Raw genomic sequence first — 26,004 nt, 5'->3', positions numbered from 1 at the left:
TCAACTGAGCGAGTCCGCGGCGGGTGTACGGGAGATGTTGCCGTCCGGCTCGCCGTCCCCGTCCTCGTCCTCGCCATCGAGGGGAGCTTCCTCCTCCTCGTGCCCGGGTCCGACCGGCAATTGCGAACCGAAGAACACGCGCAGCCCAAGGTGGGCGCGAAGGCCGTCTCCGTCGTTGGCGGCCACAAGGTCGCAGATGTCGTCGTCGTCGATGCCGGCTTCGAGCAAAGCCGCGCGCACGGTGTCCACGGAGGCGTGACGCAGCGACGCATCGCTGCCGGCCCGCGCCAGGAATTCGATGACCTTCCCCATCTGTCTCGTCCTTTGAGCCGGGGCACCACCCCTGCCCTCGCGGCACTCCTCCCCTCGAGGTCGCTCGCGAGCGGATCATAGTCCTCCGCGAGCCCCCGGAATAGTAGGCCGATCGGCCCGGCCGAAGGGACTGTGACCGTCTCCGGATACCTGGCGTGACAGGTTCCGGAAACGCGTGGTGCCTGCGATTAAAGGAGCGCGGCAGCTTTTTGCAGTGCGATCCACACGCCCACGAGGAACGGGATGCCTACCGCCAGCCAGGCGAGCACCCCGACCATGCCGAATGGACCGCGTGCCACGGCCGCGACATCGGCGGCCGATGTGGACGATTCCCGCTGGAGCGAACGTTCGCGTGCCAGCTCTTCCTCCGTCATGTGGTACTTCGGATCGACCGGACGGACGAGCAGGTTGCACACGAGACCCACCAGCAGCAGGCCGGCGAGGATGTAGAGAGTGCGGTCGTAGACCAGGGTCTTCTGTACCCCGGCATTGAGTTGCGCCTCACGCACGCCAGCGATCAAGACCGGGCCGACGATCCCCGCCACCGACCAGGCGGTCAGCAAGCGGCCGTGGATGGCGCCGACCATCTGCGTGCCGAAGATGTCCGCGAGATAGGCCGGCACAGTGGCGAACCCGCCGCCATACATGGAGATGATCACGCACACGGTGATGACGAAAGCCGCCGCCATGCCCATGTGGCCAAGCGTGGGCAGCAGGCAATAGAGCACGATGCCGAGCACGAAGAAGACGATGTACGTGAGCTTCCGACCGAGGTAATCCGACGCGGACGCCCAGCCCAGTCGGCCCAGCGAGTTGAACAGGCTGATGAGTCCCACGAGTCCGGCTGCCGCCGCCGCGATCGCCGCTTTCTGCTCGGTGGAGAGTTCGGTCGAGGCATGCACGCCAAGCAGGCCGCCCCCAAAGACGTCCTGCAGCATGGGGCTCGCCATCGAGATCACGCCGATGCCCGCCGTCACGTTGAGGCACAGCACGCCCCAGATCAGCCAGAACTGCGGCGTCTTCCACGCACGGTTGAGGTGCACGTGGTGCTTCGTGATGAGCGGAGCCTTCTTCGCGCCGGCCAGCTCCGGCTGGAATCCCGCGGGTACCCACCCTTTGGGCGTGACGCGGAAGCCGAAGGCGCCGAGCGACATCGCCACGAAATACAGGATACCCATGCAAACCAGCGTGGAGGCGACGCCCGCCGTCACGCCGTTCCCGAAGACCGCCATCAACTTCACGGCGATAGGGGCGCCGATCATCGCGCCACCGCCGTAACCCATGATGGCGAAGCCGGTCGCGAGGCCGCGCCGGTCGGGAAACCATTTGATGAGGGTGGACACGGGCGTGATGTATCCCAGTCCCTGCCCTATGCCGCCGAGCACGCCGCACCCGAGGTAGACGAGCCACAATTGGTGCATCGAGACGCCGATGCCGCCGATGACCAGGCCGCCACCCCAACAGCAGGCGGCGATGAAACCCGCCTTGCGCGGGCCGGCATGTTCCAGCCACCCGCCCCAGATCGCCGCGGCCACGCCGAGCATGGCGATGAAGGTCTCGAAGATGTGGTTGACCGCCGGCACGGTCCAGTTACAGGTGGTCGTGGTCAATTGGTCGAGGAAGCCCTGGCTCGCGCAGACCGCCGCATCGGCTTCCGGTACCAGCTTCGTCATCGGCAGCCAGAACACGGAGAACCCATAGGCCATGCCGATGCAAAGGTGGATGGCCAGCGCCGCGGGGGGCACGAGCCAGCGATTGAACTTCGGACCCGCGATCGTACGTTCCCGCGCCAGCAAGCCGCCTGCAGCCATGTGCCATCCCCTGCCAATGAAAGGTACTTTCGCCCTGATCGCATCTTAGGCAGGTTTCCGGCAGGCGCCACCCTACCTTGGTCTTAGTTCGCTCATTGCTCCAACTGCACGATGCATTCGATCCCCTGCCGCGCCATCTTCGCGTAAGGACACAGTCGCTCCGTGTTGCGCACCAGTCCCTCGGCCAGCGCACGCGGTACGCCGGGGAGTCCGATCACCACGTGCGCCACGAGGGTGAACAGGCCATCCATCGGATCGCGTCCGAAGGTGACCGCGGCGGTGACCGTGGCATCCGGGATCGCGATCTGCTCGCGCATGGCGAGGAGGCTCAGGGCGCCGTGGAAACAGGCGGCGAATCCGGCGGCGAAGAGCTGTTCCGGATTGCTGCCGCCGCCGGGACCGCCGAGCTCCGGCGGCAGGCGCAGGCCGATGTCGAGCCAGCCATCCGTGGAGCGGGCGACACCGGAGGCGCGGCCGTGTGCGGCCTCGCCTCCGGTGACGCAAACGGTTCCCGTGTACAGCGGCGCGAATTCCGAGCCGCTGTAACGGTCGAGCAAGGACACCGGAGGCGGCGTCGGCTTGGCCATGGCAATGGCGCCCTCAGGCTGCCGAGGCGAACTGGGCGTACCGGGATGTCCTGAGCCACGCGGGGAAGTCGATCTTGCCAAGGTGCGCCCCCGGCCCCGCCACGAGGTCGTTATCGGCTAGCAAGGCGCCGAAGTACGGCGCTTTCGCATCGCCCACCACGTCGTGCGGATCCTGGATGATCTTGAGGAAGCGGCCCACCAGTTCCGCCATGCGGAATTTCTCGGGGCCTCCGATCTCCATCATCCCGTTCACGGGCGCCCCTGTCGCGGCAACTACCACCGCCTCGGCCACCTCGTCGGAAGAGATCGGCTGGATATAGGCCGTGGGGAGCGCGATGCTTCCACCCTGCGCCGCCGACTGCGCGATGCCGCCCATGAACTCGAAGAACTGCGTCGAGCGGATGATGGTGTACGGCACGCCGGATTCCGCGACCAACCGTTCCTGGGCGACCTTGGCGACCATGTAATCGCTGGTGCGAAGGCGGTCCGCGCCGACCACGGAAAGCGCCACGTGGTGGTCGATCCCCGCCCGCTTTTCCGCGGCGAAAAGGTTGCGGCCCGCCGTCTCGAAGAACGCGAGCACCTCCGGTCCGACGAACACGGGCGAATTGGCGAGGTCGACCACCGTGTCGACGCCGGCCAGGGCCGCGTCGAGGCCCTCGCCGGTCAGGGTGTTCACGCCGGAGGATGGCGAGGCGGCGATGGCCTCGTGGCCGAGCGCGCCGAGCCGCTGCACGACCTTGCTGCCGATAAGGCCGGTGCCGCCGATGACAAGGATTTTCATGAGGGAGACCTCTTCTGGACGTTGGCTCATCCTAGGTTCGGCCGGATGGCCCCGGTAGCGCCGTTCGCGGGATCACGGTGTTGCCATCGGTGCACCAATGGGCAGGGAACTGCCGCATTCCAGGTCCAGCGCCCGAATGGCACCGATCATGAAATCGATGAACACGCGGATGCGCGACGGCAGCTGCTGGCGCGTCTGGTAGCAGATGTAGTGACCGCGGTCGTCGGGCGCATACCGGGCCAAGCAGGCCACCAACCGGCCGGAACGCAGGTACTCGCAGACCTGGTAGCCGGCGAGCTGGCCGACGCCCCGCCCGTCGAGGACCGCCTGGAGGACGAGGTCGGTGTCGTTGAATACTTCCATGGCCGGCGGCAGCGCCTTGCGCAGGCGTCCGTCGACCTTGAACTCCCATTCGTCGATGCGGCCGGAGCCCGAGCGGTAGTGGATGCCGTTGTGCGCCGCAAGCGCCTCGACACTGTCGATGTCACCGTGTTGTCGCAGATAGTCCGGCGTGGCGCAGACGAACATCTGCATGGGCACCAGCTGCCGCGCGACGATCTGGCTGTCTTCCATGCGCCCGTTGCGGAATGCCACGTCGACGCGATCGCCGGTGAAGTCGAAGGGGCGGTCGTCGAGGAGAAGGTCGAGGGCGATGTCGGGATACGCGTCCCGGAAGCGGTTCAAGAGCGGGGCCACGATCTTCCGCCCGAAGCCCATCGGCGCGCCGATGCGTAGCTGGCCGCGGGGCGGTCCGTCGCGAAGCTCGCGCATGTCGTCAAGGGCCTGTGCGATCCGCTCCACCCCCGGGTGGCAGTTCTCGAAGAAGATCTCGCCTTCGCGCGTGAGCGACGTGCTGCGCGTGGTGCGAGAGAAGAGGCGCGCGCCCACTTGTTGCTCGAGCTTCTGCACGCTGCGACTGACCGCCGAGCGACCGATGCCCAGGCGATCGGCCGCTCGCGCGAAGCTGCCCTCGTTCACCACGGCGATAAAGGCGATGACGCCCGCGTAGCTGGCGGAGAACGAGGTGGCGAGCGCATCCGCGCCTCCGCAACCCGATGGCGAATAGGCGTTCATGCAAGGTCCTCGTTCTGTAGCCGGGCGCGGCGCGTGCCGTTCGCCTGTATGTAGGTGCGTGCGTCGTTGAGCAGTTCGCGGCAAGCGGCGACATCGCGACGGAGCAGGAGCGCCACCTCGTCGATGCCCGCTTCGAAGATGTCGCTCATCAGGAAGGCTACGCGCGCATCGGCGGGCAGCCCATCCAGCGCATCCAGGAGTCCGTCGACGACGTCGTCGACCGGATGTCGTGTCGATAGCTGCCTGCGCAGACTTTCGTAGGTGGCGTTTGTCGGGTCCATATCGAACAGACGTGCCGGGTTCGCCGTCTGTGACATGACGATTGGTGCTTCGGAGGCAACACCATGGTCACGCCCGCCGATCTTCTCCATGGCAAGGCGCGGCCATAGCCTCTGCGGTGTCAACCATGAGGATCCCCCGATGAGCCAGCGTCTCGATTACATGCAGCAGTCCCCGGAGATGGTCAAGAAGTTCATGGAGCTGAGCGCCCTCTACAAGAAGTCGACCTTGGGGGACACCATCCATGACATAGTGAACATCCGGGCATCGCAGTTGAATGGCTGCGCGTTCTGCATCGACATGCACCACAAGGAAGCGACGCTGCACGGGGAACGCGAGCTGCGCCTGTACCACATCGCCGTCTGGCGCGAGTCCCCGCTGTTCGAGCCCCGCGAGCGTGCCGCTCTCGCCTGGACCGAGGCCCTGACGCAGATCCCTGCCCACGGCATTCCCGACGAACTCTACGAGCGCGTGCGGGGCCAGTTCTCCGAGAAAGAGCTCTCCGACCTGACCTTCCAGATCATGGTCATCAACGCCTGGAATCGCGCCAATGTCGCCTTCCTCCCCGTGCCCGGCTCGTTCGACAAGGCGTGGGGCCTGGACAAGGCCGGACTCTCCTGAGCAACCCGATACCGAGGATTCCATCATGCGCATCGTCACGACCATCGCCCTCCTGCTCGCCCTCACGCCCGCGCTCGCCCTCGCGCAGAAAGATCCGTCCGAGGGTGCGCCACAGGCAAAGGTCACCGAACTCTTCACCAAGGCAGTGAAGGAAAATCCCGGCAAGGAAGTCGAACTCATCACCGTCGATTACCCGCCGGGCGCGATCGACCCGATCCACCGCCACGATGCCTACGCGATCGTCTATGTGCTCGAGGGCAACATCGTGATGGCGGTGAAGGGGCAGCCGGAGAAGACGCTGAAGCCGGGCGATTCGTACTTCGAAGGCCCCGACGACATCCATACCGTCGGCCGCAACGCGAGCAAGACCAAGCCGGCCAAGTTCGTGGTGTTCTTCCTCAAGGACCAGAACAAGCCGATCCTGACGCCGGTCCACTAAGGGAAAGCATTCGTTAGACAGGCAAAGGTTGCGCGTAGGAGGATTGGGCAAGACGCGTCACAGGGACGCAAGCAGAATCGTCTTGATGGGTATGAACGAACCTACCGCGACCTTTTCCGCCTTGCGGCCCCGCCTGCACGGCATTGCCTACCGCATGCTCGGCTCCGTGGCCGAGTCGGAGGATGTGGTCCAGGACATCTGGCTGAGCTGGAACGGTGTCGAGCGCGAAAGCATCGACAACCCCGAGGCCTGGCTGGTGGCCGCCACGACGAGGCGCGCCATCGACAGGCTCCGGGCCGCGAAGGCCCGGCGAGAGGAATACGTCGGCATCTGGCTGCCAGAGCCCATCCTCACGGACGAGGGGGCGTCGCCGGAAGACCTCCAGGAACTCGCCAGCGACGTCTCCGTCGCCTTCCTCCTCCTCCTGGAGCGCCTGTCCCCGGAAGCCCGCGCGGCCTTCCTGCTGCGCGAGGTGCTGGACGCGGATTATCCCGAGATCGCCAGCGCCCTGGGCAAGAGCGAGGCGGCCTGCCGCCAGCTGGTGCACCGGGCGAAAGACCAGTTACGCGACGAGCGCCCGCGCCAGACCGTGCCGCACGACGCCCACTACGCGCTGATGCGCCGTTTCGCCGATGCCATGGGCCGCGGCGATTTCCAGGCCCTGCGTTCCCTGCTGGCCGTCGATGCCGACCTGAGCGGGGATGGCGGCGGCAAGGTCAGCACGTTCCCGAAACCGATGCTCGGCGGCCAGCGCATCGCCCAGCTCTTCTATGCGTCGCATCTGCGCTACGGCGATGAGGTCCGGGTGCGCCTCGTACGCATCAACGGCGAATGGTCCCTGCTCCGCTACATCGAAGGCGAGCTGGAATCGGCGCAGACCTATGTCACCGATGGGGAGAAGATCCTCAACATCCACGTGCAGCGCAACCCGGACAAACTGGCCCGGATTGCGCTGGGATTGCAGGGATTCTCGCGGGGTCAGCTGTAGCGGACGGCCACGATTTCGTAGTTCTTCACGCCATTAGGCGCGGTGAACTCGAACTCGTCGCCTTCGCTCTTGCCGATCAACGCGCGAGCGATCGGCGACGACACGGCGATCAGGTTCTGCTTGATGTCGGCCTCGAGGTCGCCGACGATCTGGTACGTCACTTCCGCGTCCGTGTCCGTGTCGATCAGGTCCACGATGGCACCGAAGACGATGCGCTTGCCCACGGCGAGGCGCTCCGTGTCAATGATCTCGGAGTTCGACAACGCGGCTTCCAGTTCATTGATGCGGCCTTCGTTGAAGCCGTGCATCTCGCGCGCCGCGTGGTACTCGGCGTTTTCCTTCAGGTCGCCATGCGCACGTGCTTCCGCGACCGCCGCAACGATCTCGGGGCGCTTCACGCGCTTGAGGTATTCGAGCTCGTCGCGCAGGCGATCGGCGCCCTTCTGGGTCAGGGGAGGACGGCTGGCGCTCATGCGTTCAACTCCTTGTGCAGGTCCTGCAGGCTGTTGACTTCGCCATCCGCGTGGAAGTCGAGCGAGTGCACGAGGGCACGCGCGCCGGCGACGGTCGTGGAATACGTGACGCGCTGCTGCAGCGCTTCGCGGCGGATCGAGAACGAGTCGGAGATGGCCTGCTTGCCCTCGGTCGTGTTCACGATATAGACGACCTCGCCGTTCTTGATCAGGTCGACGATGTGCGGACGGCCCTCGAGCACCTTGTTGATGCGCTCGCAGGCCACGCCGTTGTCCTGCAGGAACTTCGCCGTGCCCGAGGTGGCGACGACGCCGTAGCCGCGCGCGGCCACGTCCTTCGCGATCGGCAGCAGACGGTCCTTGTCGGCGTCGCGCACCGACATGAACACCTTGCCCTTCGGCGGTGCCTTGATGCCGGCGGCCTCGTGGCCACGCGCGAAGGCGGCGCCGAAGCTGCGGCCCACGCCCATGACTTCACCGGTCGAACGCATCTCCGGACCGAGGATCGGATCGACGTTCTGGAACTTCAGGAACGGGAAGATCGCTTCCTTCACCGAGTAGTAGGACGGGATGATCTCCTTCGTCGCGCCCTGCTCGGTGAGCGTGCGGCCCGCCATGGCGCGCGCGGCGATCTTCGCCAGCGACATGCCGGTGGCCTTGCAGACGAACGGCACCGTGCGCGACGCGCGCGGGTTCACCTCGAGGATGAACACGTCGTCGCCCTGGATGGCGAACTGCGTGTTCATCAGGCCGATGACCTTGAGCTCCCGCGCCATCGCCTTCACCTGGCGGCGCATTTCGTCCTGCACCTCGGCACTGAGCGAATACGGGGGCAGCGAGCACGACGAGTCGCCGGAGTGCACGCCGGCTTCCTCGATGTGCTCCATGATGCCGCCCACCAGCACGTTGCCCTCGGCGTCGGCGACGATGTCCACGTCCACCTCGACCGCGTGGTCGAGGAAGCGGTCGAGCAGCACCGGGGACTCGTTGGACACCTGCACCGCCTCGCGGATGTAGCGCGAGAGGTCGGCGTCGGCGTAGACGATTTCCATGGCGCGGCCGCCGAGGACGTAGCTCGGACGCACGACCAACGGATAGCCGATCTCGCGTGCCAGCGCCAACGCCTCGTCGGCGTTGCGCGCGGTGCGGTTAGGCGGCTGCTTCAGGCCGAGCTTCTCGATCATCTTCTGGAAGCGCTCGCGGTCCTCGGCCAGGTCGATCGAGTCGGCGCTGGTGCCGATCACCGGCACGCCGGCGGCCTCGAGGGCACGCGACAGCTTCAGCGGGGTCTGGCCGCCGTACTGCACGATCACGCCCTTCGGCTTCTCCAGGTCGACGATTTCCAGCACGTCCTCGAGCGTGACCGGCTCGAAGTACAGGCGATCGGAGGTGTCGTAATCGGTGGACACGGTTTCCGGATTGCAGTTGACCATGATGGTCTCGAACCCGTCCTCGCGCAGGGCGAGGGCCGCGTGCACGCAGCAGTAGTCGAACTCGATGCCCTGGCCGATGCGGTTGGGGCCACCGCCGAGGACGATGATCTTGTCCCGGTCCGTGGGATTCGCCTCGCACTCTTCCTCGTACGTGGAATACATGTACGCGGTGGTGGTGGCGAACTCAGCGGCGCAGGAGTCCACGCGCTTGTACACGGGGCGCACGCCGAGGGTGCGGCGCACGTGGCGCACGGCGGCCTCGTCGGTGCCGACCAGCTCGGCCAGGCGCGCGTCGGAGAAGCCCATGCGCTTCAGCTCGCGCATGCGCGGCTCGTCGAGCGCCGCGATACCTTGGCGCTGCACTTCGCCCTCGGTCATCACGATGTCCTCGAACGCGGCGAGGAACCAGGGATCGATGCGCGTCAGCTCGTGCACTTCCTCCAGCGAGAGGCCGGCACGGAAGGCGTCGGCCACGTGGAACACGCGGTCCGGGCGCGGCTCGCGCAGCTCGCGCTTGAGCAGCAGGAAGCCTTCTTCGCTGCCGATGTCCAGGCCGGTCGGATTGAGGCCGGTCTTGCCGATCTCCAGGCCACGCAGCGCCTTCTGCATCGATTCGTGGAAGGTGCGGCCCATCGCCATCACCTCGCCCACCGACTTCATCTGGGTGGTGAGGCGCGCGTCGGCAGCCGGGAACTTCTCGAAAGCGAAGCGCGGGATCTTGGTGACGACGTAGTCGATCGACGGCTCGAACGACGCGGGCGTGAGGCCACCCGTGATGTCGTTCTTCAGTTCATCCAGCGTGTAGCCGACGGCGAGCTTGGCCGCGACCTTGGCGATGGGGAAACCGGTGGCCTTGGACGCCAGCGCCGAGGAACGCGACACGCGCGGGTTCATCTCGATGACGACGACGCGACCGTCCTCGGCGTTGATGCCGAACTGCACGTTCGAGCCGCCGGTATCGACGCCGATCTTGCGCAGCACGGCGATCGAGGCATTGCGCAGGCGCTGGTATTCCTTGTCGGTAAGCGTCTGCGCCGGCGCGACGGTGATCGAGTCGCCGGTGTGCACGCCCATCGGATCGAAGTTTTCGATCGAGCACACGATGATGCAGTTGTCCGCCTTGTCGCGGACCACTTCCATCTCGAATTCCTTCCAGCCGAGCACCGATTCCTCGACCAGCACTTCGTGCACGGGCGAGAGCTCGAGGCCGCGGCCGACGATCTCGACGAACTCTTCCTTGTTGTAGGCGATGCCGCCACCGGAGCCGCCGAGGGTGAAGCTCGGGCGGATGATGGTGGGGAAACCCACCGTGGTCTGGATCTCGAGCGCCTGCTCCATCGAGCGGGCCACCGCGGCCTTCGGGCATTCCAGGCCGATGTCGGCCATGGCCTTGCGGAACAGGTCGCGGTCTTCCGCCATGCGGATGGCTTCGCGCGACGCGCCGATCAGCTCCACGCCGTGTTTGTCGAGCACGCCGTTGTCGGCGAGGTCGAGCGCGCAGTTGAGGCCCGTCTGGCCGCCCATCGTCGGCAGCACCGCATCCGGGCGCTCCTTCGCGATGATGCGCTCGACGGTCTGCCAGTTGATCGGCTCGATGTAGACGGCGTCGGCCGTTTCCGGATCGGTCATGATCGTCGCCGGGTTCGAATTGACCAGGACGACGCGGTAACCCTCTTCCTTCAGCGCCTTGCAGGCCTGGGCGCCGGAGTAGTCGAACTCGCAGGCCTGGCCGATGACGATCGGGCCGGCGCCGATGACGAGGATGGTTTTGATGTCGCTGCGCTTTGGCATGCTTTTCTCTCGCAAATCGATGGCGTGGAAGGACGGCGGTGTCGGGGCGTCAGGACGCCTTGTTCGCCTTGTGCGCTTCCATCGCGGCAATGAACGTGTCGAACAGGTAGCCGACGTCTTCCGGGCCCGGGCTGGCTTCCGGGTGGCCCTGGAAGCAGAACGCCGGGCGGTCGGTCAGGGCGAAGCCCTGCAGCGAGCCGTCGAACAGCGAGGTGTGGGTGACGCGCACGTTGGCCGGCAGCGTCGCGGGATCCACCGCGAAACCGTGGTTCTGCGAGCTGATCAGTACGCGGCCGGTGTCGTGGTCCTTCACCGGGTGGTTGGCACCGTGGTGGCCGAACTTCATCTTCAGCGTCTTCGCCCCGACGGCCAGCGCCATGATCTGGTGGCCGAGACAGATGCCGAAGGTCGGGATCTTCGTGGCGAGGATCTGCTTCGTCGCCTCGATGGCGTAGTCGCAGGCGGCCGGATCGCCCGGGCCGTTGGCCAGGAAGATGCCGTCCGGGTTCATCGCGAGCACGTCGGCGGCGGGCGTCTGCGCCGGCACCACCGTGATGTCGACGCCGCGGCCGGCCAGCAGGCGCAGGATGTTCTGCTTCACGCCGTAGTCGTAGGCGACGACCTTGAACTTCTTCGGCGCGTTGTAGAACGCCTGCTTGTCCAGGTCGTACACGCCCTCGTTCCACTGGTAGGTCTTCGTGGTGCTGACCACCTTGGCGAGGTCCATGCCGCTGAGGCCGGGGAAGGCCTTCGCCTTCGCCACCGCCGCGTCGGCGTCGATGGCGTCGCCGGCCACGATGCAGCCGTTCAGCGCGCCCTTCTCGCGAAGGATGCGGGTGAGGCGGCGCGTGTCGATGCCGGCGATGGCCACGATGCTGTGGCGCTGCAGATAGTGCGGCAGCGGCTCCGTACTGCGCCAGTTGCTGGCCAGGCGCGGCACGTCGCGCACGATCAGGCCCGCCGCGTGGACGCGGTCGGCCTCGACGTCGACGTCGTTGGTGCCGGTATTGCCGATGTGGGGGTACGTGAGGGTGACGATCTGGCGGGAGTACGACGGGTCGGTCAGGATTTCCTGATAACCGGTCATGGCGGTGTTGAACACCACCTCGCCAACCGTCTCACCGCGGGCACCGACCGCGTGGCCGTGAAAAACGCTGCCGTCTTCGAGAGCAAGCAGAGCAGGAGTACGCATGGGATGGCCGCCTTCGGGTGCAGCAAAGCCCGCAAGCCTGCATTGAGCGGCTCGTGGGCCTTGGGAAAAAGGAATCGTTGGGCGGGTAAGAATGATAGGTGACAGGAAGCATTCTGTCCACCGGAAACGGTGCATGAATACGTAGGGGAATGCTGCGGGTAATCCGTCCCGGCGCGATACAATGCGCGCCGAGGTACCCACGCCGAGAACCGCCGCATGCTGCTCGACCCTGCCCGCCTGGAACGCTCCGACACCGACATCAGGCACGAGCCGTTTTCGTTCATGATCGCGCACGGGCAGCTTCCGGACGACGCCCGCGGCGACCTCGACCGGGATTTCCCGCAGTACGGCAGCGCAGGGTTCTTTCCCTATGACGCGAGCGACTGCGGCCCCTCGGTCAACGAGCTGGTCGAGCAGATGACGTCGAAGGCGTTCTCGGCAGCCATCGGCCGGCACCTGGGCATCGAGGGGCTGGAGAACTACCCCACCCTGGTCACCCTCTGCCGCCTGCTCAACCGCCGCCATGGGACGATCCATACCGACAGCAAGTCGAAGATCGCCACGGCGTTGATCTACCTCAACCCGATGTGGCCCGACACCAGCGACGGCTGCCTCCGTTTCCTTCGCTCGATCAATGACATCGACGACATGGTTGCGCCCGAGTTGAAGCCGCTGTACGGCGAATTCGCCGTCTTTCGCCGCGCCGAGAACTCGTTCCACGGCCATCTGCCCTACGAGGGGGAACGCCGGGTGATCCAAGTGGCCTGGCTGACCTCGGAAGAGGAAAAGGCACGCAAGACCAAGCGGGGCAAGTTCTCGCGAGCCTTCAAGAAGATCTTCGGCAAACTGGACACGAAGCTGGGCGCCGACCGCGACCGCAACGCGTCGCACCCGGACTGAGGCGGCGCCGGCTTCAGCCGGCCCGGAACCACCAGGCGACGAACAGCGCGAACACGCCGTATAGCGCCCCGATCGGCATCAGCCAGCGGGCTTCGACCGCGCCCCGACGGAACATGGCCCACAGGGCGATCACCGCGACGGCCGTGATGGCGCCCGCCACGATCAGCGGCGTGTCGAATAGCCATGGGGTGGCGAAGAGCGCCAGCGAGCTCGGGATCGTCGCCTGGATCATCATCGCGCCCGAGATGTTCGCCAGCGCCAGCCGCTCCTTGCCCTGCCTGACCCAGATCAGGGCATTCACCGTCTCCGGCAGCTCCGTGGCGACAGGGCTCAACACCAGGGCGACCAGGTGGGGCGAAAGGTGCAGGAACGCGCCCAGCGACTCCAGCTGCCAGACGAACGTCCGCGACGCCGCCGCGATCACCAGGAGCGCGAGGCCGGTTTGCAACAACACCCAGCCCATGGGCGGATCCGGATCGTCGCGACGGAAGGTCAGCGGCTCCAGCGCCTCGTCTTCCGGGGCGCTGGTGTCGTCGCGCATTTCGCGCCAGACATAAAAGGCGTAAGCGAGCAGGAAGAGGACACCCAGCCACGGCTTCCAGGCGAAAGCGACGAGGCCGAGCCCGATCTTCACGATGAAAATGCCCAGGAACCAGGACTGGTCGCGGGCGAGGCGACGGTTGTCCACGCGAACCCGTAAATCCCCGCGTTTCAACCGCTTACGACCTGCATATAAAGCAAAACCGACCACGGCGTAGGCAATCGTCGCAAGGACCAGTGGCCCACCGAGCGCCGCCCCGACGCCGATATCCCGTGCCTCCGGCGTCTTGCCGAAGATCACGGCCACGAAAGTCACCGCGCTTTCCGGCAAGGCCGTGCCGAAGGCCGCCAGCACCGTGCCCGTGGTCGTCGAGCCGAGGTTGAGCTTGCGCCCGAACCACTCGACGCCGTTGACGAAGTACTCGCAGGCGAAATAGATGGCCCCGGCGGAAACCAGGAACAGGAAGCAGGTCAGGAGCATGTTTCACACAAGGCCGGGCGAGCGCGCGGAACCGATGGCGCAACGACACGGCTCGCCCGGCCCGGGTGAGCATGTCGATGGCCAAAGGTCTCGCCGGGCGGGCGGCGCATGCTACTGCGCCGTGCCGTTCGCGCCATGGGGTCGTAAGACCGCCAAGTCTGTTGACGCGAACTCCTCAGGGGGAACGAGGATGGCTACTCCCCAATGACATCGGCGCGAATGTTAACACGGGTTGGAGGTTCGCAAAGGCAGGGCAGCCTTCGGTGGGAGCGGGATCTCGCTCGGGATGAGCCCTGCCGCAACCTCAGACCTTCGCCGCGATCACGTCCTCGATCGTCCAGGCGCCCGGCGCCCGTCCGGCGATCCACGCGGCGGCTTCGAGCGCGCCGCGGGCGAAAATCGAGCGGTCGGTGGCGCGATGACCGAGTTCGATCCGTTCGCCCTGTCCCATCAACAACGCCTGGTGCTCGCCAACGATATCGCCGCCGCGCACGACGGCGAAGCCGATCGTGCCTGCCTTGCGGGCGCCGGGGCGACCTTCGCGCGCATAGACCGCCAGTTCGTCGAGCGTGGCGCCGCGACCTTCCGCCGCCGCGCGGCCAAGCGCCAGCGCCGTGCCGGAGGGAGCATCTTCCTTGCGGTTGTGATGGGCCTCAACGATGTCGAGGTCCCATCCCGGCAGCGCCGCGGCCGCCTCGCGCAGCAAGCGCGTCAGCACCGCCACGCCGAGGCTGAAGTTCGCCGCGCGCAACACAGGGACGCGTTCGGCCGCCTTCGCAAGGCGATCCTCGAGCGCGGGCGTCAATCCGGTGGTTCCCGTCACCAACGCCGCGCCACTGGCCTCGCAACGGTCCAGTGCCGCCACCAGTCCCTCGGGGCCACTGAAGTCGACGACCACGTCGACCTCGCCGGAGCCGGACCAGTCGCCGAAGCGCACCGGCGACAGGTCGCCATGGACGGCCTTGCCCAGTCGCGTCGACGTCGGAGAAACCACGGCGCGTACGAGTTCGAACCGCTCGTCGTCGCGCACAAGGTCCAGCAAGGCGAGCCCCATGCGACCCGAGGCACCGCTGATGGCGAGACGGACGGGACGGGTCACGAGGTGACCCGCGACCAGAAGTCCTTCACCCCGTCCATGAACGACGTGGAACGCGGCGTGTGCTTGGCGGCGTCCTCACCGACGAAGGTGGCTTCCAGCTGCTGGAGCAGGTCGCGCTGTTCCTTCGTGAGGCGAACCGGCGTCTCGACGACGACGGTGCAGATGAGGTCGCCCGTGCGACCGCCGCGCACCGACTTCACGCCACGCCCGCGCAGGCGGAACTGCTGGCCCGTCTGCGTTTCCGGCGGCACGCTGACCGGGACCTCGCCTTCCAGCGTCGGCACCATCAACTCGGTACCGAGCGCGGCCTGGGCGAAGCGGATCGGCATTTCGCAATAAAGGTCGGAGCCGTCGCGCTGGAAGATGGCATGCTCGCGCACGCGCACTTCCACATAGAGATCGCCCGCGGGCGCACCGGCTGGACCGGCTTCGCCCTGCCCCGTGAGGCGGATGCGGTCGCCGTTGTCGACGCCGGCGGGAATGCGCACAGACAGCGTGCGCTCTTCCTCGAGGCGCCCTTCGCCATGGCACTTCTTGCAGGGCTTGTCGATCTTCTGGCCCGAGCCGTGGCAGGTCGGGCACGCCTGCTGGATCGAGAAGATGCCGTTCTGCATGCGCACGCGGCCGTGGCCGGCGCAGGTGGAGCACTTGGAAACCTTGCCGTCTTCCGAGCCCGTGCCGTTGCAGTGGTGGCAGTTAACCTGGGTCGGCACCTCGATCTTCTTCTCGATGCCGAACACGGCTTCCTCGAGGTCGAGATCCATCATGTAGCGCAGATCGGCGCCGCGGCGCGCACGTTGCCGTCCGCCGCCACCGCCGAAGATGTCGCCAAAAATGTCACCGAAGATGTCGCCGACGTCGCCGAAGCCGGCGCCGTTCCCGCGACCGAAGCCACCGCCCTCGAAGGCGGCGTGGCCGTACTGGTCGTACGCCGCGCGCTTCTGCGCATCGGACAGCACGTCGTAGGCTTCCTTGGCTTCCTTGAATTTGTCGATCGCATCCGGATCGTCCGGATTGCGGTCAGGGTGGTACTTCATCGCCACGCGACGAAAAGTCTTCTTGAGGTCGCCCTCGCTCACGGTGCGTTCGACACCGAGGATCTCGTAGTAGTCGCGCTTGACGCTGCTCATGTCACGCTTGCTTTCCCTGGACGGACGAACGCGCCGGCGGGCTTCCCCTCGGCGCGATCGATCCGGTCAACCGTTGGATCCGTGCCGCGGACCCCGCGTCCGCGGCACGTCGTTACGTATGGACGACTTACTTCTTGTCGTCCTTGACTTCGGTGAACTCCGCATCGACCACGTCGTCCGGCTGGGCCGAACCGCCGCCCGGGGCCGACTGCTGCGACGTGTCCTGCGCGCCGCCGGCCTGGGCCGCGGCGTACAGCGACTGGGCCACCTGCTCGAGGTTGGCGATCTTCGCTTCGATGGCGCCCTTGTCGTCGCCGTCCTTGACCTTCTCGAGTTCGGACACCGCGCCGTCGATGCTGGCCAGCTGCTCGGCCGGCACCTTGCCGCCATGCTCCTTCAGCTGGCTGCGCGTCGCGTGCACCAGCTGGTCGGCCTTATTGCGCACCTGCACCAGCTCGTGGAACTTCTTGTCTTCCTCGCGGTTGGCTTCCGCGTCGGCCACCATGCGCTGGATCTCTTCGTCCGAGAGGCCCGAACCGGCCTTGATCTCGATCTTCTGTTCCTTGCCGGTGTCCTTGTCCTTCGCGGACACGTGCAGGATGCCGTTGGCGTCGATGTCGAAGGTGACCTCGATCTGCGGCGTGCCGCGCGGCGCCGGGCGGATGCCCTGCAGGTCGAACTTGCCGAGCGACTTGTTCGCGTTAGCGCGCTCGCGCTCACCCTGCAACACGTGCACGGTGACGGCCGTCTGGTTGTCGTCGGCGGTGGAGAAGACCTGCGACGCCTTCGTCGGCACCGTGGTGTTCTTCTCGATGAGCTTGGTCATCACGCCGCCCATCGTCTCGATGCCGAGCGACAGCGGGGTGACGTCGAGCAGCAGCACGTCCTTCACCGAACCACCGAGCACGCCACCCTGGATCGCGGCACCGACGGCCACGGCTTCATCCGGGTTGACGTCCTTGCGCGCTTCCTTGCCGAAGAAGTCCTTCACGGCTTCCTGCACCTTGGGCATGCGGGTCTGGCCACCAACGAGGATCACCTCGTGGATGTCCGACACGCGCAGGCCGGCGTCGTTGAGCGCGGTGCGGCAAGGCTCGATCGTGCCCTTGACGAGGTCTTCCACCAGCGACTCCAGCTTGGCGCGGGTCAGCTTGATGTTGAGGTGCTTCGGACCCGAGGCATCGGCGGTGACGTAAGGCAGGTTCACATCCGTCTGGTGCGAGGACGAGAGCTCGATCTTCGCGCGCTCGGCAGCATCCTTCAGGCGCTGCAGCGCGAGCTGGTCCTGGCGCAGGTCTATGCCCTGCTCCTTCTTGAATTCCTCGACGAGGTAATCGATGACGCGATTGTCGAAGTCCTCGCCACCGAGGAAGGTGTTGCCGTTGGTGGCCAGCACTTCGAACTGCTTCTCGCCGTCGACGTTGGCGATCTCGATGATCGACACGTCGAACGTACCGCCGCCGAGGTCGTACACGGCGATCTTGCGATCGCCCGAGGTCGTTTTGTCGAGGCCGTAGGCCAGCGCGGCCGCGGTGGGCTCATTGATGATGCGCTTGACCTCGAGGCCGGCGATGCGACCCGCGTCCTTCGTGGCCTGGCGCTGGCTGTCGTTGAAGTACGCCGGAACCGTGATGACCGCTTCGGTCACCGGCTCGCCCAGGAAGTCCTCGGCGGTCTTCTTCATTTTCATGAGGACCTTCGCGGAGACTTCCTGCGGGGCCATCTTCTTGCCGTCGGCGGTCTGCACCCAGGCGTCGCCGTTCTCATGCGCCACGATGCCGTACGGCACGAGCTTGATGTCCTTCTGCACCTCGGCGTCGGTGAACTTGCGGCCGATGAGGCGCTTCACCGCGTAGAAGGTGTTCTTGGGATTGGTGACGCTCTGGCGCTTGGCCGGCGCGCCGACCAGGACTTCGTTGTCCTTGGTGAACGCGACGATGGACGGCGTGGTGCGATCGCCCTCCGCGTTCTCGATGACGCGTGCGGTCGAACCTTCCATCACTGCCACGCAGGAGTTGGTCGTACCGAGGTCGATGCCGATGATCTTGGCCATTGAAGTTGCTCCGTATTTCTAAAGCGGCCCCCGCGGCCGCGACTGTGTTTGAAAGTGGGGCTGAGCCCCATCGATTCAATGCCTTGTGAGACTCAGTTGTCGCGCACCACGGCCACCAGCGCCGGGCGCAGCAGACGATCGTTCAGCACGAAACCCTTCTGCACGACCGCCACCACCGTGCCCGGCGGATGCTCGTTCGACTCGACCGAGCTGATCGCCTGGTGGTGTTCCGGATTGAACGGTTGGTGCAGCGGATCGACGACGGTGAGGCCATTGGTCTGGGTCACCTTTTCCAACTGCTTCAGCGTCAGCTCGAGGCCTTCGCGCAAGGTCTTCGCATCCGCGGCGTCGTTGGTGAGGCCGAGGACGATGCCGTCGTAGACCGGAAGCAGGTCGCCCAGCAACTTCTCGTTGGCGAAGCGACGCGCTTGCTCGAGATCGCGCTGAAGGCGCCGGCGCTGGTTCTCGATCTCCGCCCGCTCGCGCAGGACCGTCTCGCGCGCTCCGGCCAGTTCGGATTCGAGGGCGGCCAGCTTCGCGGTAAGGGCGTCGAAGTCGGCGTTCACGCCGCCGTCCGCCGTACCGCCGTCCTGCACCTGATCCGGCACATGGGGATCGTTGTTCTGCATGCTTGCTCCAAATGTCAGCCTTACCGGCCCCTCATGGGAGGGACCGAACATTCGCGGGAAAAAGTAAACCCGCCTCCCGGGGCGGTTTATGAGGTCGCCGCGGCGCGATTCAAGGCGTCGCTGAGCAATCCGGCGGTGGCCTGCACCACGGGAATGACGCGCTCATATGCCATACGCGTCGGTCCAATAACTCCGATCGCGCCCAGCATTCGGCCGCTGGTTCCGTAGGTGGCGGTGACGATGCTGCAGCCGTCCAGCGCCGAGAAACCGGATTCCTCGCCGATGAAAAGCCGCACGCCTGGCGCCTTGACGCACATCTCCATGAGCTGGAGCAGGTCGCGCTTTTGCTGGAAGGCGTCGAAAAGGTCGCGGAGCCGGTCGATGTCGGCCAGTTCCGAGTACCCCATGAGGTTGGTCTGGCCGCTGACCAGGACGTCGTCGGCGTCCTCCTCGGGGGCGAAGGAGGCCGTGGCCAGTTCCACCGCGCTCGCCAGCAACCGGTTGAGCTCGCCGCCTGCCTCGCGCAGTTCCGAAGCGAGGTGGGCGCGAATGTCCGCCAGCCGGAAGCCGGCGAACTGTGCATTGAGGTAATTCGCGGCCTGCTCCAGCTCGCCGGCGCCCAGCGGACGCGCCAGCTGGACCACCCGGTTCTGCACCTGGTTGTCCGAGAACACCAGGATCACCAGCACGCGGGCGTCCGGAAGCGAAACGAAATCGATGTGGCGCAGCGGGAAGTCGGCCTGGCGCGGCACGGTGACCACGCCCGCGAAATGCGTCATGGCCGACAGCAGGTTGGAGACGTTGCCCAGCAGGTCGCGCGTGGTCGTCTGGTGCGGCGGCAGGCCACCCTGCAGGCGCGCCATCTCGTCGCGCGGCAAGGGTTTCAGTTCGAGCAGGCTGTCGACGAACAGGCGCAGGCCACGCGGCGTGGGCACCCGGCCGGCGGAGGTATGGGGCGATGCGACCAGCCCCGCGTCTTCCAGGTCCGCCATGATGTTGCGGATGGTGGCCGGGCTGACTTCCAGCCCGGACGAGCGCGCCAGCGTGCGCGAACCCACCGGCTCGCCGTCGGAGAGGTATTGGGAAATAAGGGTCCGCAGCAGCCGGCGCGCGCGAGCATCGATGTCATGACCGGAAAACGGATTCATTCGCTGGCTGGGTCGGGAAGGGGTCGGGTCGTCGCGCTATCAATAAGGTCTGGGCGTCCCGCTTGCAAGTCTCGGCCCTTGCGACGCGGCTCCCGCTACAATCGGCGCGTTTCCCTCCGCCACCCTGGTGCCCATGCTCACCTCGCTCTACGTCCGCCAGTTCGCCGTCGTCGAAGAAGCCGAGGTGGCCTTCGGCCCGGGCCTCACCGTGGTCAGCGGCGAGACCGGCGCCGGTAAGTCCCTGCTGGTGGACGCACTGATGCTCCTGGCCGGCGCCCGTGCCGACAGCGGCATGGTCCGCGCCGGCAGCGATCGCGCCGAACTGGCCGCCGAGTTCGACCTCACGGGGTTGCCGGAGGCGTCGGAGTGGCTGCGCCAGGAAGAACTGGACGACGGCGAGACCTGCCAGCTGCGCCGCGTGATCCGCACGGAAGGCAGCTCGCGCGGCTGGATCAACGGACGTCCGGCCAGCCTCGCGCAGATGTCGGCGCTCGCGGCGTTGATCGTGGAAATCCACGGCCAGCACGAGCACCAGGCCTTGTTGTCGCGCCAGCACCAGATGGCCTTGCTCGACGCCTATGCAGGCAACGAGGAGCGGCTGGCGCGCGTGCGCGACACCGCGCGCGCATGGCGGGACGCCGTGGCGCGCATCCGCGTGCTGTCCGGCGGCGACGATCGCGAGCGCCAGATCGAACTGCTCGCCCACGAGCTGGAAGAGCTGGAGCGTTGGGCCCTCGCGCCCGCCGCGCTGGAGGACCTGGAGGCACAGCACCGCCGGCTCGCCAACGCGGGACGGCTGGCCGAAGGCGCCAACGGCATCGTCGAAATGCTCGACGGGGAAAGCGAATTCGCCATCGGCCGCGCCCTGCTCCGCGCCCACGCCGAAGTCTCGCGCCTGGCCGAAATCGACGGCACGCTGGCGCCGCTGCTCGAGCTCCTCGACAGCGCCCAGATCCAGGTGGGTGAAGCCGTGGACGGCCTCGGGCGCTACGCCCAGGACGTGGAACTGGATCCGGAGCGGCTGGCCGAAGTGGACACCCACCTCACCCACCTGCACGACCTGTCGCGTCGCTATCGCCTTCCCATCGAAGAGCTTTCCGCGAAGGCGGACGAGGTGCGCGAGCGCCTGGCCGAACTGGAAGGCGCGGGCGATGCCCTCGACCGCGTCGCCGGTGAGCGCGATCGCCTGCGCAAGGAATACGACGTCGCCGCCGCCGCGCTCTCGAAGGCCCGCGCGGAAGCCGCGGGTCGCCTGGGCAGTTCGGTGGCCGACCTCATGGCAGAGCTAGGCATGGCGGGCGGACGGCTCGACGTCTCGCTGGAGCCCGCGGAAGGCGACGACCCTGACCCGCTGGGCCGCGAGCGTTGCGAACTGCTGGTCAGCGCCAATCCCGGTCAGCCCCCGCGCCCTCTGCGCAAAGTGGCCTCGGGCGGCGAACTCGCGCGCATCAGTCTCGCCATCGAAGTGGCCACGCTGGGCAACGACAACATCGGCTGCATGATCTTCGACGAAGTCGACACCGGCATCGGCGGCGCCGTCGCCGAAGTCGTGGGCCAGAAGCTGCGCGCCCTGGGCGAACGCGTGCAGGTCCTCTGCGTCACCCACCTCCCGCAGGTCGCGGCGCAAGGCCATTCGCACCTGCAAGTCGCGAAGGAAAGCGACGGCGCAGCCACGCGTACGCGGATCCATGCACTCGACGCCGCAGGCCGTCGGGACGAACTGAGCCGCATGCTCGGCGGCGTCGAAATCACGAAGGAAACGCGGGCGCACGCGAAGAAGATGCTCGACCGCGCGCAAGGGTGAGGGGCCTTGTTGCCCGCTTGCGCGGGCATCGCCGACGGGGGGGCACCTGCCCCCTCAGCTCCGAATCAAACCCCTTTCCTGCGCCATGCGGTAAAGGTCCAGTTCCGACCCCGCATTCAACTTGTTCATCACCGCGGCGCGGTGGATGTAGATCGTCTTCTGTCCGATGCCCAACTCCGCCGCCACCTGCTTCGGCGCACGGCCAATCGCCAGGAGGAGGAACACTTCGCGCTCGCGCGCCGTCAGGCGATTGAACGGATCGAGGTCCGTCGACGGACGGCCGGAACGACGCTCGCGCAAGTCCGAACTCAGGTATTGATCGCCGCCCAGCACCGAGCGCACCGCCGCCACGAGCTCCTCCGGCGCCACGCCCTTGGTCACGTAGCCGCGCGCGCCACGCCGCAAGGCCTCCGACACGTACGGCTCGCCGTCGTGCATGCTCAGCACGACGATCTTCATGCCGGGCGCGATGCTGGCGAGATGTTCGATCAGTGGTAGCCCGCTGCCGTCCGGCAATGAAAGGTCCACCGCCACCAGGTCGGGCCGATGTTGCGTGACCGCTTCCACCGCCTCGTCGGCGTTGCGTGCTTCCGCGACGACGTCCAGGTCGGGTTCCAGTTCGATGAGGCGCTTGAAACCCTCACGAACGATGGCGTGGTCATCTACTAGGACGATTCTAGGCATGGGGGGAATGTAGCAGGCTCTCCCGACGCGTGCGTATGGGTGCATGAAACCCGCCGACGCGAGGGACCTGCCGTGTACCATTCCGGCATGCGCCTATCTGGTTCCTCCCGCTTCGCCGGCCCCCTCTTCGCCCTGGCCTACGCTGTCGCCTGGGTGATGCTGTGGCCGACCGAACAGCCTTATTGGGTCCTCCCGTTCGGCCTTCGCTTCGGTGCCCTGCTGCTGACCCGCAGCCGCGACTGGTTCTGGATCCTCGGTGCGGAAATCCTCGCGAGCGCCTTCTGCGAGTGGCGCAGCGGCCTGCCCATCGGCGGCGCCGGCTTCGTGCTGGGGGACGCACCCGAACCCCTGATGGTCGCGGCCTGCCTCTGGTTGCTGCGCCGGGCCCACCTGCACGCCAGCCTCAACACGCCCGAGGACGTGGCGCGCCTGCTGCTTTCGGCCATGGTCACGGCCACCGTCGCCACCGCAGGCAATGCCGCGATGATGGCGTCCATGCACCCGGCCGCCCCCGTGGAGATGCTGGGGACCACGTTCGGCAGCGACCTGCTGGGCAACTACCTCGGCGTGCTGCTCGTCGTGCCCGTGATGATCCTGGTCTTCCGCGAGCGCCCCACGCAAGCGTCCATGGCGGAATTGCTGCTCGACGGCCTGCTCGTGATGCTGCCTTCGCTGGCCATCCTGATCACCCTCGCCGAATACTCCCCGCAGCCGCAGTTCGCGCGGGTGCTCTCCCTGGCCCCAGTGCTGTTCTTCGCCTTCCGCCATGGCTGGCGAGGCGCGGGTCTGGCGATGCTGATTACCAGCGTGGGCTTGAACGTCACCGAGGACATGATCGGCCGCGGCGCACCCACGGCCGCCGCCCATCTGTTCCTCGCCGTGGCCGGCACCGGCACGCTGATGCTCGGCGCGGCCACCGACGCCTTACGCCGTAGCAGCGAGCGCGTCGCCCAGCAGAACACCCACTTGGCGGCCGCCAACCAGCGCCTGGACCAGCTCGCCCGGCAGCTGCGTGACGCCGCGCGAGGAAACCTCCAGGCGGAAGAAAGCCTGCGCCGGCACATGGCGGCGGAACTGCACGACGAGCTTGGCCAGAACCTGACCGCCATCCAGACCCACCTGAAGCTGGCGCAGAACCGCCTCGGCACGGCCGGCCTGGAGGACATCGGCAGCGCGATCAACGGCATCCTCGGCCACATGCGCAAGGCGTTGCACCGGATGCTGGACAGCCTGCGACCTTCGGTGCTCGACGAATTCGGGCTGTTGCGCGCGCTGGACGAGGGTCCGATCCGCGACATGCTCACCGCGGCCGGCATCACCTACGTCACCGACCTGCGCGGCGAGCCCCGGCTGCTCGACGAGGACACCCTCACCGCGATCTATCGGGTCGTTCAGGAAAGTGCCACCAACGTGGTCCGCCATTCAGGCGCGAGCCGCATGACCCTGCGCCTGCGCATCGGCATGCGTGACAGCGGACCGGTCGCCATCCTCGACATCCGGGACAACGGCAGCGGCCTCTCCGCCAACCCTCGGACGGTCCGTACAGACGGCGGTGGGCGGGGCCTCCAGGGCATGAGCGACCGCATCACGGCCCTCGGCGGCCTGTTCCGTATCCGTCCGGAACCCGTCGGACTCCACCTCCGCGTGCTGCTTCGCAGCACAAGTATCGGATCCGACATAGGAAATTTTCCAATACCGGGACAGTGAACGCTTCGTTACGATCCCATTATCGATGTGGGGGAGCCGCCGTCGAGAGACGGCGAGCCCGGGTCGGTCGTGGGGACGATCGACCTGATGAGGCGACAGGATGTCAGCCTCGCCGGTGCGACATGGTGATCCGTGGAACCAGCGAGCAACTCGCGTTCCTCGAGCCATGAAAACGCCGGATCAAGCCGTCGGTGGACAGGAGTCCACCGGCGGCGTTTTTATTTGTGTCTTCGGAACATCCTCGGCCGCCTGCTGCCCACCCCTGGAAACGAAAAAAGCCCCCGAAGGGGCTTCCCGGTCGATCGTGTCGCCTCAGCGCTTCTTCTTCGGCCGCACATACAGGACCAGGCTGTGGTCCTCGATGACGTACCCATGCCGCTCGGCGATCTCATGCTGGAGGCGTTCGATCTCCTCGCTGATGAACTCGATGACCTTTCCGCTGTCCACGTCGATCATGTGGTCATGATGCTTGCCACGGTCCAACTCGTAGACGGCCTGCCCGCCCTCGAAGTTGTGCTTCATCACGATGCCGGCCGCTTCGAACTGGGTCAGCACGCGATACACGGTGGCAAGCCCGATGTCCTCCTGGTGCGACAGCAGGCGCTTGTAGATGTCTTCGGCGGTGAGGTGGGGTTCCTCTGTCTCCTCGAAGATCTGCAGGATCCGCATGCGCGGGTGCGTGACTTTCAGGCCCGCCTTACGGAGCTCTTTGGTTTCCTGGTCCATGTCAGACCCCTCGCGGTGCCGGAAGGCGCTTAGTGTATCATCACAGGCTTCACGATCCGGACGTAACTACGCATGCAAAAGCTCATCCGCACGCTGGGTTTGGCCATGATGGCAGTCGCCATCGCGGGCTGTGGCCTCGTCTATACCCCCGACGTGCAGCAGGGCAACCTGCTCGACAAGAAGAACGTCGACCAGTTGCAGCCGGGCATGACCAAGCGCCAGGTCCTCGTCCTCCTGGGCACGCCTTCGGTCATCTCGCCGTTCGACCAGGATCGCTGGGACTACGTCTCGACTTTCTCGCACCGCGGCAAGGCGATGACCAAGCGCACGCTGACCCTCACCTTCAATAACGACACGCTGGTCCGCACCGAGGGCGACTTCTTCGCTCAGGATGCCGAGCAGCTGCTGAAGGACTCGAAGAAGTACAAGGCCAACCCGACCGGCGACGCCGCGGGCGACAAGAACACCAGCGGCAAGAAGGACGACGACGACGGCGGCTTCAGCGTCGGCGGCTCGTCGGACGACAGCCCGGCCAGCAAGCGCGACCAGAAGTAAGCCGGTTCAGGCGCCGCGCGCCGCGCGGCGCCGCCGGGCTTCCATCGGGTCGAGGATCAGCGGGCGGTAGAGTTCCACCCGATCGCCCTCCTCCAGCACCCGGTCGGCGGGCACCTTCTTTGCGAATATGCCCAGGCGGGACGGATCGGGCACCACGCCCGGCGGCAGTCCCGCCTTCGCCCGTTCCACGGCCTCCCACACCGTGGTCCCCGGCGGTACGGCCAGAGGGATCACCACCTGGCCTTCCGGTCCGGCGTAGGCAACCTCGACCGCAAGCTCAGCCATATTGCCGGCGCGCCTCATCACAGAAGTCGTCGACCATCCGGTTTGCCAGCTGCTGGAAGCCCATCTTGAGCACGCTGCCGCCCAGCCCGGCGTAGTCGAAGTCCAGCTCCAACGCGATCTTGCAGCCGACGTCGCCGAGGGCCTGGAAGGTAAAGACGCCATCCAGTGAGCGGAGCGGGCCTTCCACGAACTTCATCGTGAGGCGCTCCGGTCGCTGCATGGTGTTCTGGGTGGTGAAGTGCTGCTTCATGCCGGCGAAGCGCAAGTCCAGGCGGGCGACCAGGCTGTCGTCGGTCCGCTCGATCACCGTGGCCGCGTCACACCAGCCGAAGCGCTTTGGGTATGCTTCCACATCGTTGACCAGGTCGAACATCTGCGCGGGCGTGAACGGCACGATCGCACTGCGGCGGATTTCAATCATGAAGACCTCGTCTCATTCGCCGGCGCAAGGACCCGCCGGTCTTGTATCAGGGACCCGA

The 26,004-nt window shown here is 66.5% G+C and carries 26 protein-coding genes and 1 riboswitch; of the genes, 7 read left to right on the top strand and 19 right to left on the bottom strand.

Annotation, left to right across the window (positions count from 1 at the left end; all coding sequences use genetic code 11):
• From ACQKIE_RS02625 to ACQKIE_RS02600, 6 genes are all read right to left on the bottom strand, one after another.
• Positions 1–312, bottom strand: a complete 312-nt coding sequence (locus ACQKIE_RS02625) for a hypothetical protein (RefSeq protein ID WP_427455472.1) — start codon at positions 310–312, stop codon at positions 1–3.
• A 188-nt stretch (positions 313–500) separates the two neighbouring features.
• Positions 501–2,123, bottom strand: coding sequence for an OFA family MFS transporter (locus ACQKIE_RS02620; RefSeq protein WP_427455470.1), 1,623 nt, complete (start codon positions 2,121–2,123; stop codon positions 501–503).
• Positions 2,124–2,215: 92 nt separating this feature from the next.
• The gene (locus ACQKIE_RS02615; RefSeq protein ID WP_427455468.1) at positions 2,216–2,710 is read right to left on the bottom strand and encodes an Ohr family peroxiredoxin; all 495 of its coding nucleotides are present in this window, start codon (positions 2,708–2,710) and stop codon (positions 2,216–2,218) included.
• A 13-nt stretch (positions 2,711–2,723) separates the two neighbouring features.
• Positions 2,724–3,494 carry an SDR family oxidoreductase gene (locus tag ACQKIE_RS02610; protein WP_427455466.1) on the bottom strand — a complete coding sequence of 257 codons (771 nt, stop codon included), beginning with the start codon at positions 3,492–3,494 and terminating at the stop codon, positions 2,724–2,726.
• 72 nt (positions 3,495–3,566) lie between these two features.
• Complete coding sequence (locus ACQKIE_RS02605; RefSeq protein WP_427455464.1) at positions 3,567–4,568, bottom strand: LysR family transcriptional regulator; 1,002 nt, start codon at positions 4,566–4,568, stop codon at positions 3,567–3,569.
• Positions 4,565–4,939 carry a sigma factor-like helix-turn-helix DNA-binding protein gene (locus ACQKIE_RS02600; RefSeq protein WP_427455462.1) on the bottom strand — a complete coding sequence of 125 codons (375 nt, stop codon included), beginning with the start codon at positions 4,937–4,939 and terminating at the stop codon, positions 4,565–4,567. The genes ACQKIE_RS02605 and ACQKIE_RS02600 overlap by 4 nt, the downstream gene beginning before the upstream one ends.
• Before the next feature lie 49 nt (positions 4,940–4,988).
• On the opposite strand from ACQKIE_RS02600, the gene ACQKIE_RS02595 reads away from it, so the two are divergent.
• From ACQKIE_RS02595 to ACQKIE_RS02585, 3 genes are all read left to right on the top strand, one after another.
• Positions 4,989–5,468: a carboxymuconolactone decarboxylase family protein gene (locus ACQKIE_RS02595; RefSeq protein WP_427455460.1), complete on the top strand. Its 480-nt coding sequence runs from the start codon at positions 4,989–4,991 to the stop codon at positions 5,466–5,468.
• A 25-nt stretch (positions 5,469–5,493) separates the two neighbouring features.
• Complete coding sequence (locus tag ACQKIE_RS02590) at positions 5,494–5,907, top strand: cupin domain-containing protein (protein WP_427455459.1); 414 nt, start codon at positions 5,494–5,496, stop codon at positions 5,905–5,907.
• A 91-nt stretch (positions 5,908–5,998) separates the two neighbouring features.
• On the top strand, positions 5,999–6,895 hold the full coding sequence (locus ACQKIE_RS02585; RefSeq protein WP_427455457.1) for an RNA polymerase sigma-70 factor: 897 nt from the start codon (positions 5,999–6,001) through the stop codon (positions 6,893–6,895).
• On the opposite strand, the gene greA is transcribed toward ACQKIE_RS02585, so the two are convergent.
• From greA to carA, 3 genes are read right to left on the bottom strand one after another with little or no spacing between them, the layout of a single operon-like run.
• A complete protein-coding gene (gene greA / locus ACQKIE_RS02580) occupies positions 6,886–7,368 on the bottom strand; it encodes a transcription elongation factor GreA (protein ID WP_427455455.1) in 483 nt (160 codons plus the stop codon). The genes ACQKIE_RS02585 and greA overlap by 10 nt on opposite strands.
• Entirely contained in the window at positions 7,365–10,592 is a 3,228-nt protein-coding gene (gene carB / locus ACQKIE_RS02575) for a carbamoyl-phosphate synthase large subunit (RefSeq protein ID WP_427455453.1), read from the bottom strand. The genes greA and carB overlap by 4 nt, the downstream gene beginning before the upstream one ends.
• A gap of 49 nt (positions 10,593–10,641) precedes the next feature.
• Positions 10,642–11,784 (bottom strand): glutamine-hydrolyzing carbamoyl-phosphate synthase small subunit, encoded by a 1,143-nt coding sequence (carA, locus tag ACQKIE_RS02570; protein ID WP_427455450.1) that lies wholly within the window; start codon positions 11,782–11,784, stop codon positions 10,642–10,644.
• Between the two features lie 216 nt (positions 11,785–12,000).
• Here carA and ACQKIE_RS02565 point away from each other — a divergent pair, with 216 nt between their 5' ends.
• Positions 12,001–12,684, top strand: a complete 684-nt coding sequence (locus tag ACQKIE_RS02565) for a 2OG-Fe(II) oxygenase (RefSeq protein ID WP_427455448.1) — start codon at positions 12,001–12,003, stop codon at positions 12,682–12,684.
• A 13-nt stretch (positions 12,685–12,697) separates the two neighbouring features.
• On the opposite strand, the gene ACQKIE_RS02560 is transcribed toward ACQKIE_RS02565, so the two are convergent.
• From ACQKIE_RS02560 to hrcA, 6 genes are all read right to left on the bottom strand, one after another.
• Entirely contained in the window at positions 12,698–13,705 is a 1,008-nt protein-coding gene (locus ACQKIE_RS02560) for a sodium:calcium antiporter (RefSeq protein WP_427455446.1), read from the bottom strand.
• A 44-nt stretch (positions 13,706–13,749) separates the two neighbouring features.
• A riboswitch (yybP-ykoY riboswitch) is annotated at positions 13,750–13,920 on the bottom strand.
• An 89-nt stretch (positions 13,921–14,009) separates the two neighbouring features.
• Positions 14,010–14,804: a 4-hydroxy-tetrahydrodipicolinate reductase gene (gene dapB / locus ACQKIE_RS02555; RefSeq protein ID WP_427455444.1), complete on the bottom strand. Its 795-nt coding sequence runs from the start codon at positions 14,802–14,804 to the stop codon at positions 14,010–14,012.
• The gene (dnaJ, locus tag ACQKIE_RS02550; RefSeq protein WP_427455442.1) at positions 14,801–15,934 is read right to left on the bottom strand and encodes a molecular chaperone DnaJ; all 1,134 of its coding nucleotides are present in this window, start codon (positions 15,932–15,934) and stop codon (positions 14,801–14,803) included. The genes dapB and dnaJ overlap by 4 nt, the downstream gene beginning before the upstream one ends.
• Before the next feature lie 127 nt (positions 15,935–16,061).
• Complete coding sequence (dnaK, locus tag ACQKIE_RS02545; RefSeq protein WP_427455440.1) at positions 16,062–17,987, bottom strand: molecular chaperone DnaK; 1,926 nt, start codon at positions 17,985–17,987, stop codon at positions 16,062–16,064.
• Between the two features lie 92 nt (positions 17,988–18,079).
• Positions 18,080–18,616: a nucleotide exchange factor GrpE gene (grpE, locus tag ACQKIE_RS02540; protein ID WP_427455438.1), complete on the bottom strand. Its 537-nt coding sequence runs from the start codon at positions 18,614–18,616 to the stop codon at positions 18,080–18,082.
• Between the two features lie 86 nt (positions 18,617–18,702).
• Positions 18,703–19,764: a heat-inducible transcriptional repressor HrcA gene (hrcA, locus tag ACQKIE_RS02535; RefSeq protein WP_427455436.1), complete on the bottom strand. Its 1,062-nt coding sequence runs from the start codon at positions 19,762–19,764 to the stop codon at positions 18,703–18,705.
• Between the two features lie 133 nt (positions 19,765–19,897).
• Here hrcA and recN point away from each other — a divergent pair, with 133 nt between their 5' ends.
• On the top strand, positions 19,898–21,568 hold the full coding sequence (recN, locus tag ACQKIE_RS02530) for a DNA repair protein RecN (RefSeq protein ID WP_427455434.1): 1,671 nt from the start codon (positions 19,898–19,900) through the stop codon (positions 21,566–21,568).
• Between the two features lie 54 nt (positions 21,569–21,622).
• Here recN and ACQKIE_RS02525 read toward each other — a convergent pair whose 3' ends face one another.
• Positions 21,623–22,252 carry a response regulator gene (locus tag ACQKIE_RS02525; RefSeq protein WP_427455432.1) on the bottom strand — a complete coding sequence of 210 codons (630 nt, stop codon included), beginning with the start codon at positions 22,250–22,252 and terminating at the stop codon, positions 21,623–21,625.
• Between the two features lie 87 nt (positions 22,253–22,339).
• Between ACQKIE_RS02525 and ACQKIE_RS02520 the strand changes: the two genes are divergently transcribed.
• Positions 22,340–23,959, top strand: a complete 1,620-nt coding sequence (locus ACQKIE_RS02520) for an MASE1 domain-containing sensor histidine kinase (RefSeq protein ID WP_427455430.1) — start codon at positions 22,340–22,342, stop codon at positions 23,957–23,959.
• 312 nt (positions 23,960–24,271) lie between these two features.
• Here the strand turns inward: ACQKIE_RS02520 and fur are convergent, their stop codons facing one another.
• Positions 24,272–24,685: a ferric iron uptake transcriptional regulator gene (fur, locus tag ACQKIE_RS02515; protein ID WP_427455428.1), complete on the bottom strand. Its 414-nt coding sequence runs from the start codon at positions 24,683–24,685 to the stop codon at positions 24,272–24,274.
• A gap of 72 nt (positions 24,686–24,757) precedes the next feature.
• On the opposite strand from fur, the gene ACQKIE_RS02510 reads away from it, so the two are divergent.
• Positions 24,758–25,240: an outer membrane protein assembly factor BamE gene (locus ACQKIE_RS02510; protein ID WP_427455426.1), complete on the top strand. Its 483-nt coding sequence runs from the start codon at positions 24,758–24,760 to the stop codon at positions 25,238–25,240.
• A 6-nt stretch (positions 25,241–25,246) separates the two neighbouring features.
• Here ACQKIE_RS02510 and ACQKIE_RS02505 read toward each other — a convergent pair whose 3' ends face one another.
• Together ACQKIE_RS02505 and ACQKIE_RS02500 are read right to left on the bottom strand one after the other, a co-directional pair.
• Positions 25,247–25,525 carry an RnfH family protein gene (locus ACQKIE_RS02505; protein WP_427455424.1) on the bottom strand — a complete coding sequence of 93 codons (279 nt, stop codon included), beginning with the start codon at positions 25,523–25,525 and terminating at the stop codon, positions 25,247–25,249.
• Positions 25,518–25,946: a type II toxin-antitoxin system RatA family toxin gene (locus tag ACQKIE_RS02500; RefSeq protein WP_427455422.1), complete on the bottom strand. Its 429-nt coding sequence runs from the start codon at positions 25,944–25,946 to the stop codon at positions 25,518–25,520. The genes ACQKIE_RS02505 and ACQKIE_RS02500 overlap by 8 nt, the downstream gene beginning before the upstream one ends.
• Positions 25,947–26,004: the final 58 nt, after the last annotated feature.

This window comes from Luteibacter sp. NPDC031894 (assembly GCF_050273135.1).
Taxonomy (GTDB): Bacteria; Pseudomonadota; Gammaproteobacteria; order Xanthomonadales; family Rhodanobacteraceae; genus Luteibacter.
Note: the sequence above shows the minus strand (reverse complement) of the source record. Positions and strands in the feature narration are given on the sequence as shown.

Coding starts and splice junctions, on each gene's coding strand:
- ACQKIE_RS02610 (WP_427455466.1), bottom strand. CDS start 3,494: ATGAAAATCCTTGTCATCGGCGGCACCGGCCTTATCGGCAGCAAGGTC.
- ACQKIE_RS02520 (WP_427455430.1), top strand. CDS start 22,340: ATGCGCCTATCTGGTTCCTCCCGCTTCGCCGGCCCCCTCTTCGCCCTG.
- carB (WP_427455453.1), bottom strand. CDS start 10,592: ATGCCAAAGCGCAGCGACATCAAAACCATCCTCGTCATCGGCGCCGGC.
- grpE (WP_427455438.1), bottom strand. CDS start 18,616: ATGCAGAACAACGATCCCCATGTGCCGGATCAGGTGCAGGACGGCGGT.
- ACQKIE_RS02600 (WP_427455462.1), bottom strand. CDS start 4,939: ATGGAGAAGATCGGCGGGCGTGACCATGGTGTTGCCTCCGAAGCACCA.
- ACQKIE_RS02560 (WP_427455446.1), bottom strand. CDS start 13,705: ATGCTCCTGACCTGCTTCCTGTTCCTGGTTTCCGCCGGGGCCATCTAT.
- ACQKIE_RS02615 (WP_427455468.1), bottom strand. CDS start 2,710: ATGGCCAAGCCGACGCCGCCTCCGGTGTCCTTGCTCGACCGTTACAGC.
- ACQKIE_RS02505 (WP_427455424.1), bottom strand. CDS start 25,525: ATGGCTGAGCTTGCGGTCGAGGTTGCCTACGCCGGACCGGAAGGCCAG.
- greA (WP_427455455.1), bottom strand. CDS start 7,368: ATGAGCGCCAGCCGTCCTCCCCTGACCCAGAAGGGCGCCGATCGCCTG.
- fur (WP_427455428.1), bottom strand. CDS start 24,685: ATGGACCAGGAAACCAAAGAGCTCCGTAAGGCGGGCCTGAAAGTCACG.
- dnaK (WP_427455440.1), bottom strand. CDS start 17,987: ATGGCCAAGATCATCGGCATCGACCTCGGTACGACCAACTCCTGCGTG.
- hrcA (WP_427455436.1), bottom strand. CDS start 19,764: ATGAATCCGTTTTCCGGTCATGACATCGATGCTCGCGCGCGCCGGCTG.
- ACQKIE_RS02590 (WP_427455459.1), top strand. CDS start 5,494: ATGCGCATCGTCACGACCATCGCCCTCCTGCTCGCCCTCACGCCCGCG.
- ACQKIE_RS02510 (WP_427455426.1), top strand. CDS start 24,758: ATGCAAAAGCTCATCCGCACGCTGGGTTTGGCCATGATGGCAGTCGCC.
- ACQKIE_RS02625 (WP_427455472.1), bottom strand. CDS start 312: ATGGGGAAGGTCATCGAATTCCTGGCGCGGGCCGGCAGCGATGCGTCG.
- ACQKIE_RS02605 (WP_427455464.1), bottom strand. CDS start 4,568: ATGAACGCCTATTCGCCATCGGGTTGCGGAGGCGCGGATGCGCTCGCC.
- ACQKIE_RS02620 (WP_427455470.1), bottom strand. CDS start 2,123: ATGGCTGCAGGCGGCTTGCTGGCGCGGGAACGTACGATCGCGGGTCCG.
- ACQKIE_RS02585 (WP_427455457.1), top strand. CDS start 5,999: ATGAACGAACCTACCGCGACCTTTTCCGCCTTGCGGCCCCGCCTGCAC.
- ACQKIE_RS02565 (WP_427455448.1), top strand. CDS start 12,001: ATGCTGCTCGACCCTGCCCGCCTGGAACGCTCCGACACCGACATCAGG.
- ACQKIE_RS02500 (WP_427455422.1), bottom strand. CDS start 25,946: ATGATTGAAATCCGCCGCAGTGCGATCGTGCCGTTCACGCCCGCGCAG.
- recN (WP_427455434.1), top strand. CDS start 19,898: ATGCTCACCTCGCTCTACGTCCGCCAGTTCGCCGTCGTCGAAGAAGCC.
- ACQKIE_RS02525 (WP_427455432.1), bottom strand. CDS start 22,252: ATGCCTAGAATCGTCCTAGTAGATGACCACGCCATCGTTCGTGAGGGT.
- carA (WP_427455450.1), bottom strand. CDS start 11,784: ATGCGTACTCCTGCTCTGCTTGCTCTCGAAGACGGCAGCGTTTTTCAC.
- ACQKIE_RS02595 (WP_427455460.1), top strand. CDS start 4,989: ATGAGCCAGCGTCTCGATTACATGCAGCAGTCCCCGGAGATGGTCAAG.
- dnaJ (WP_427455442.1), bottom strand. CDS start 15,934: ATGAGCAGCGTCAAGCGCGACTACTACGAGATCCTCGGTGTCGAACGC.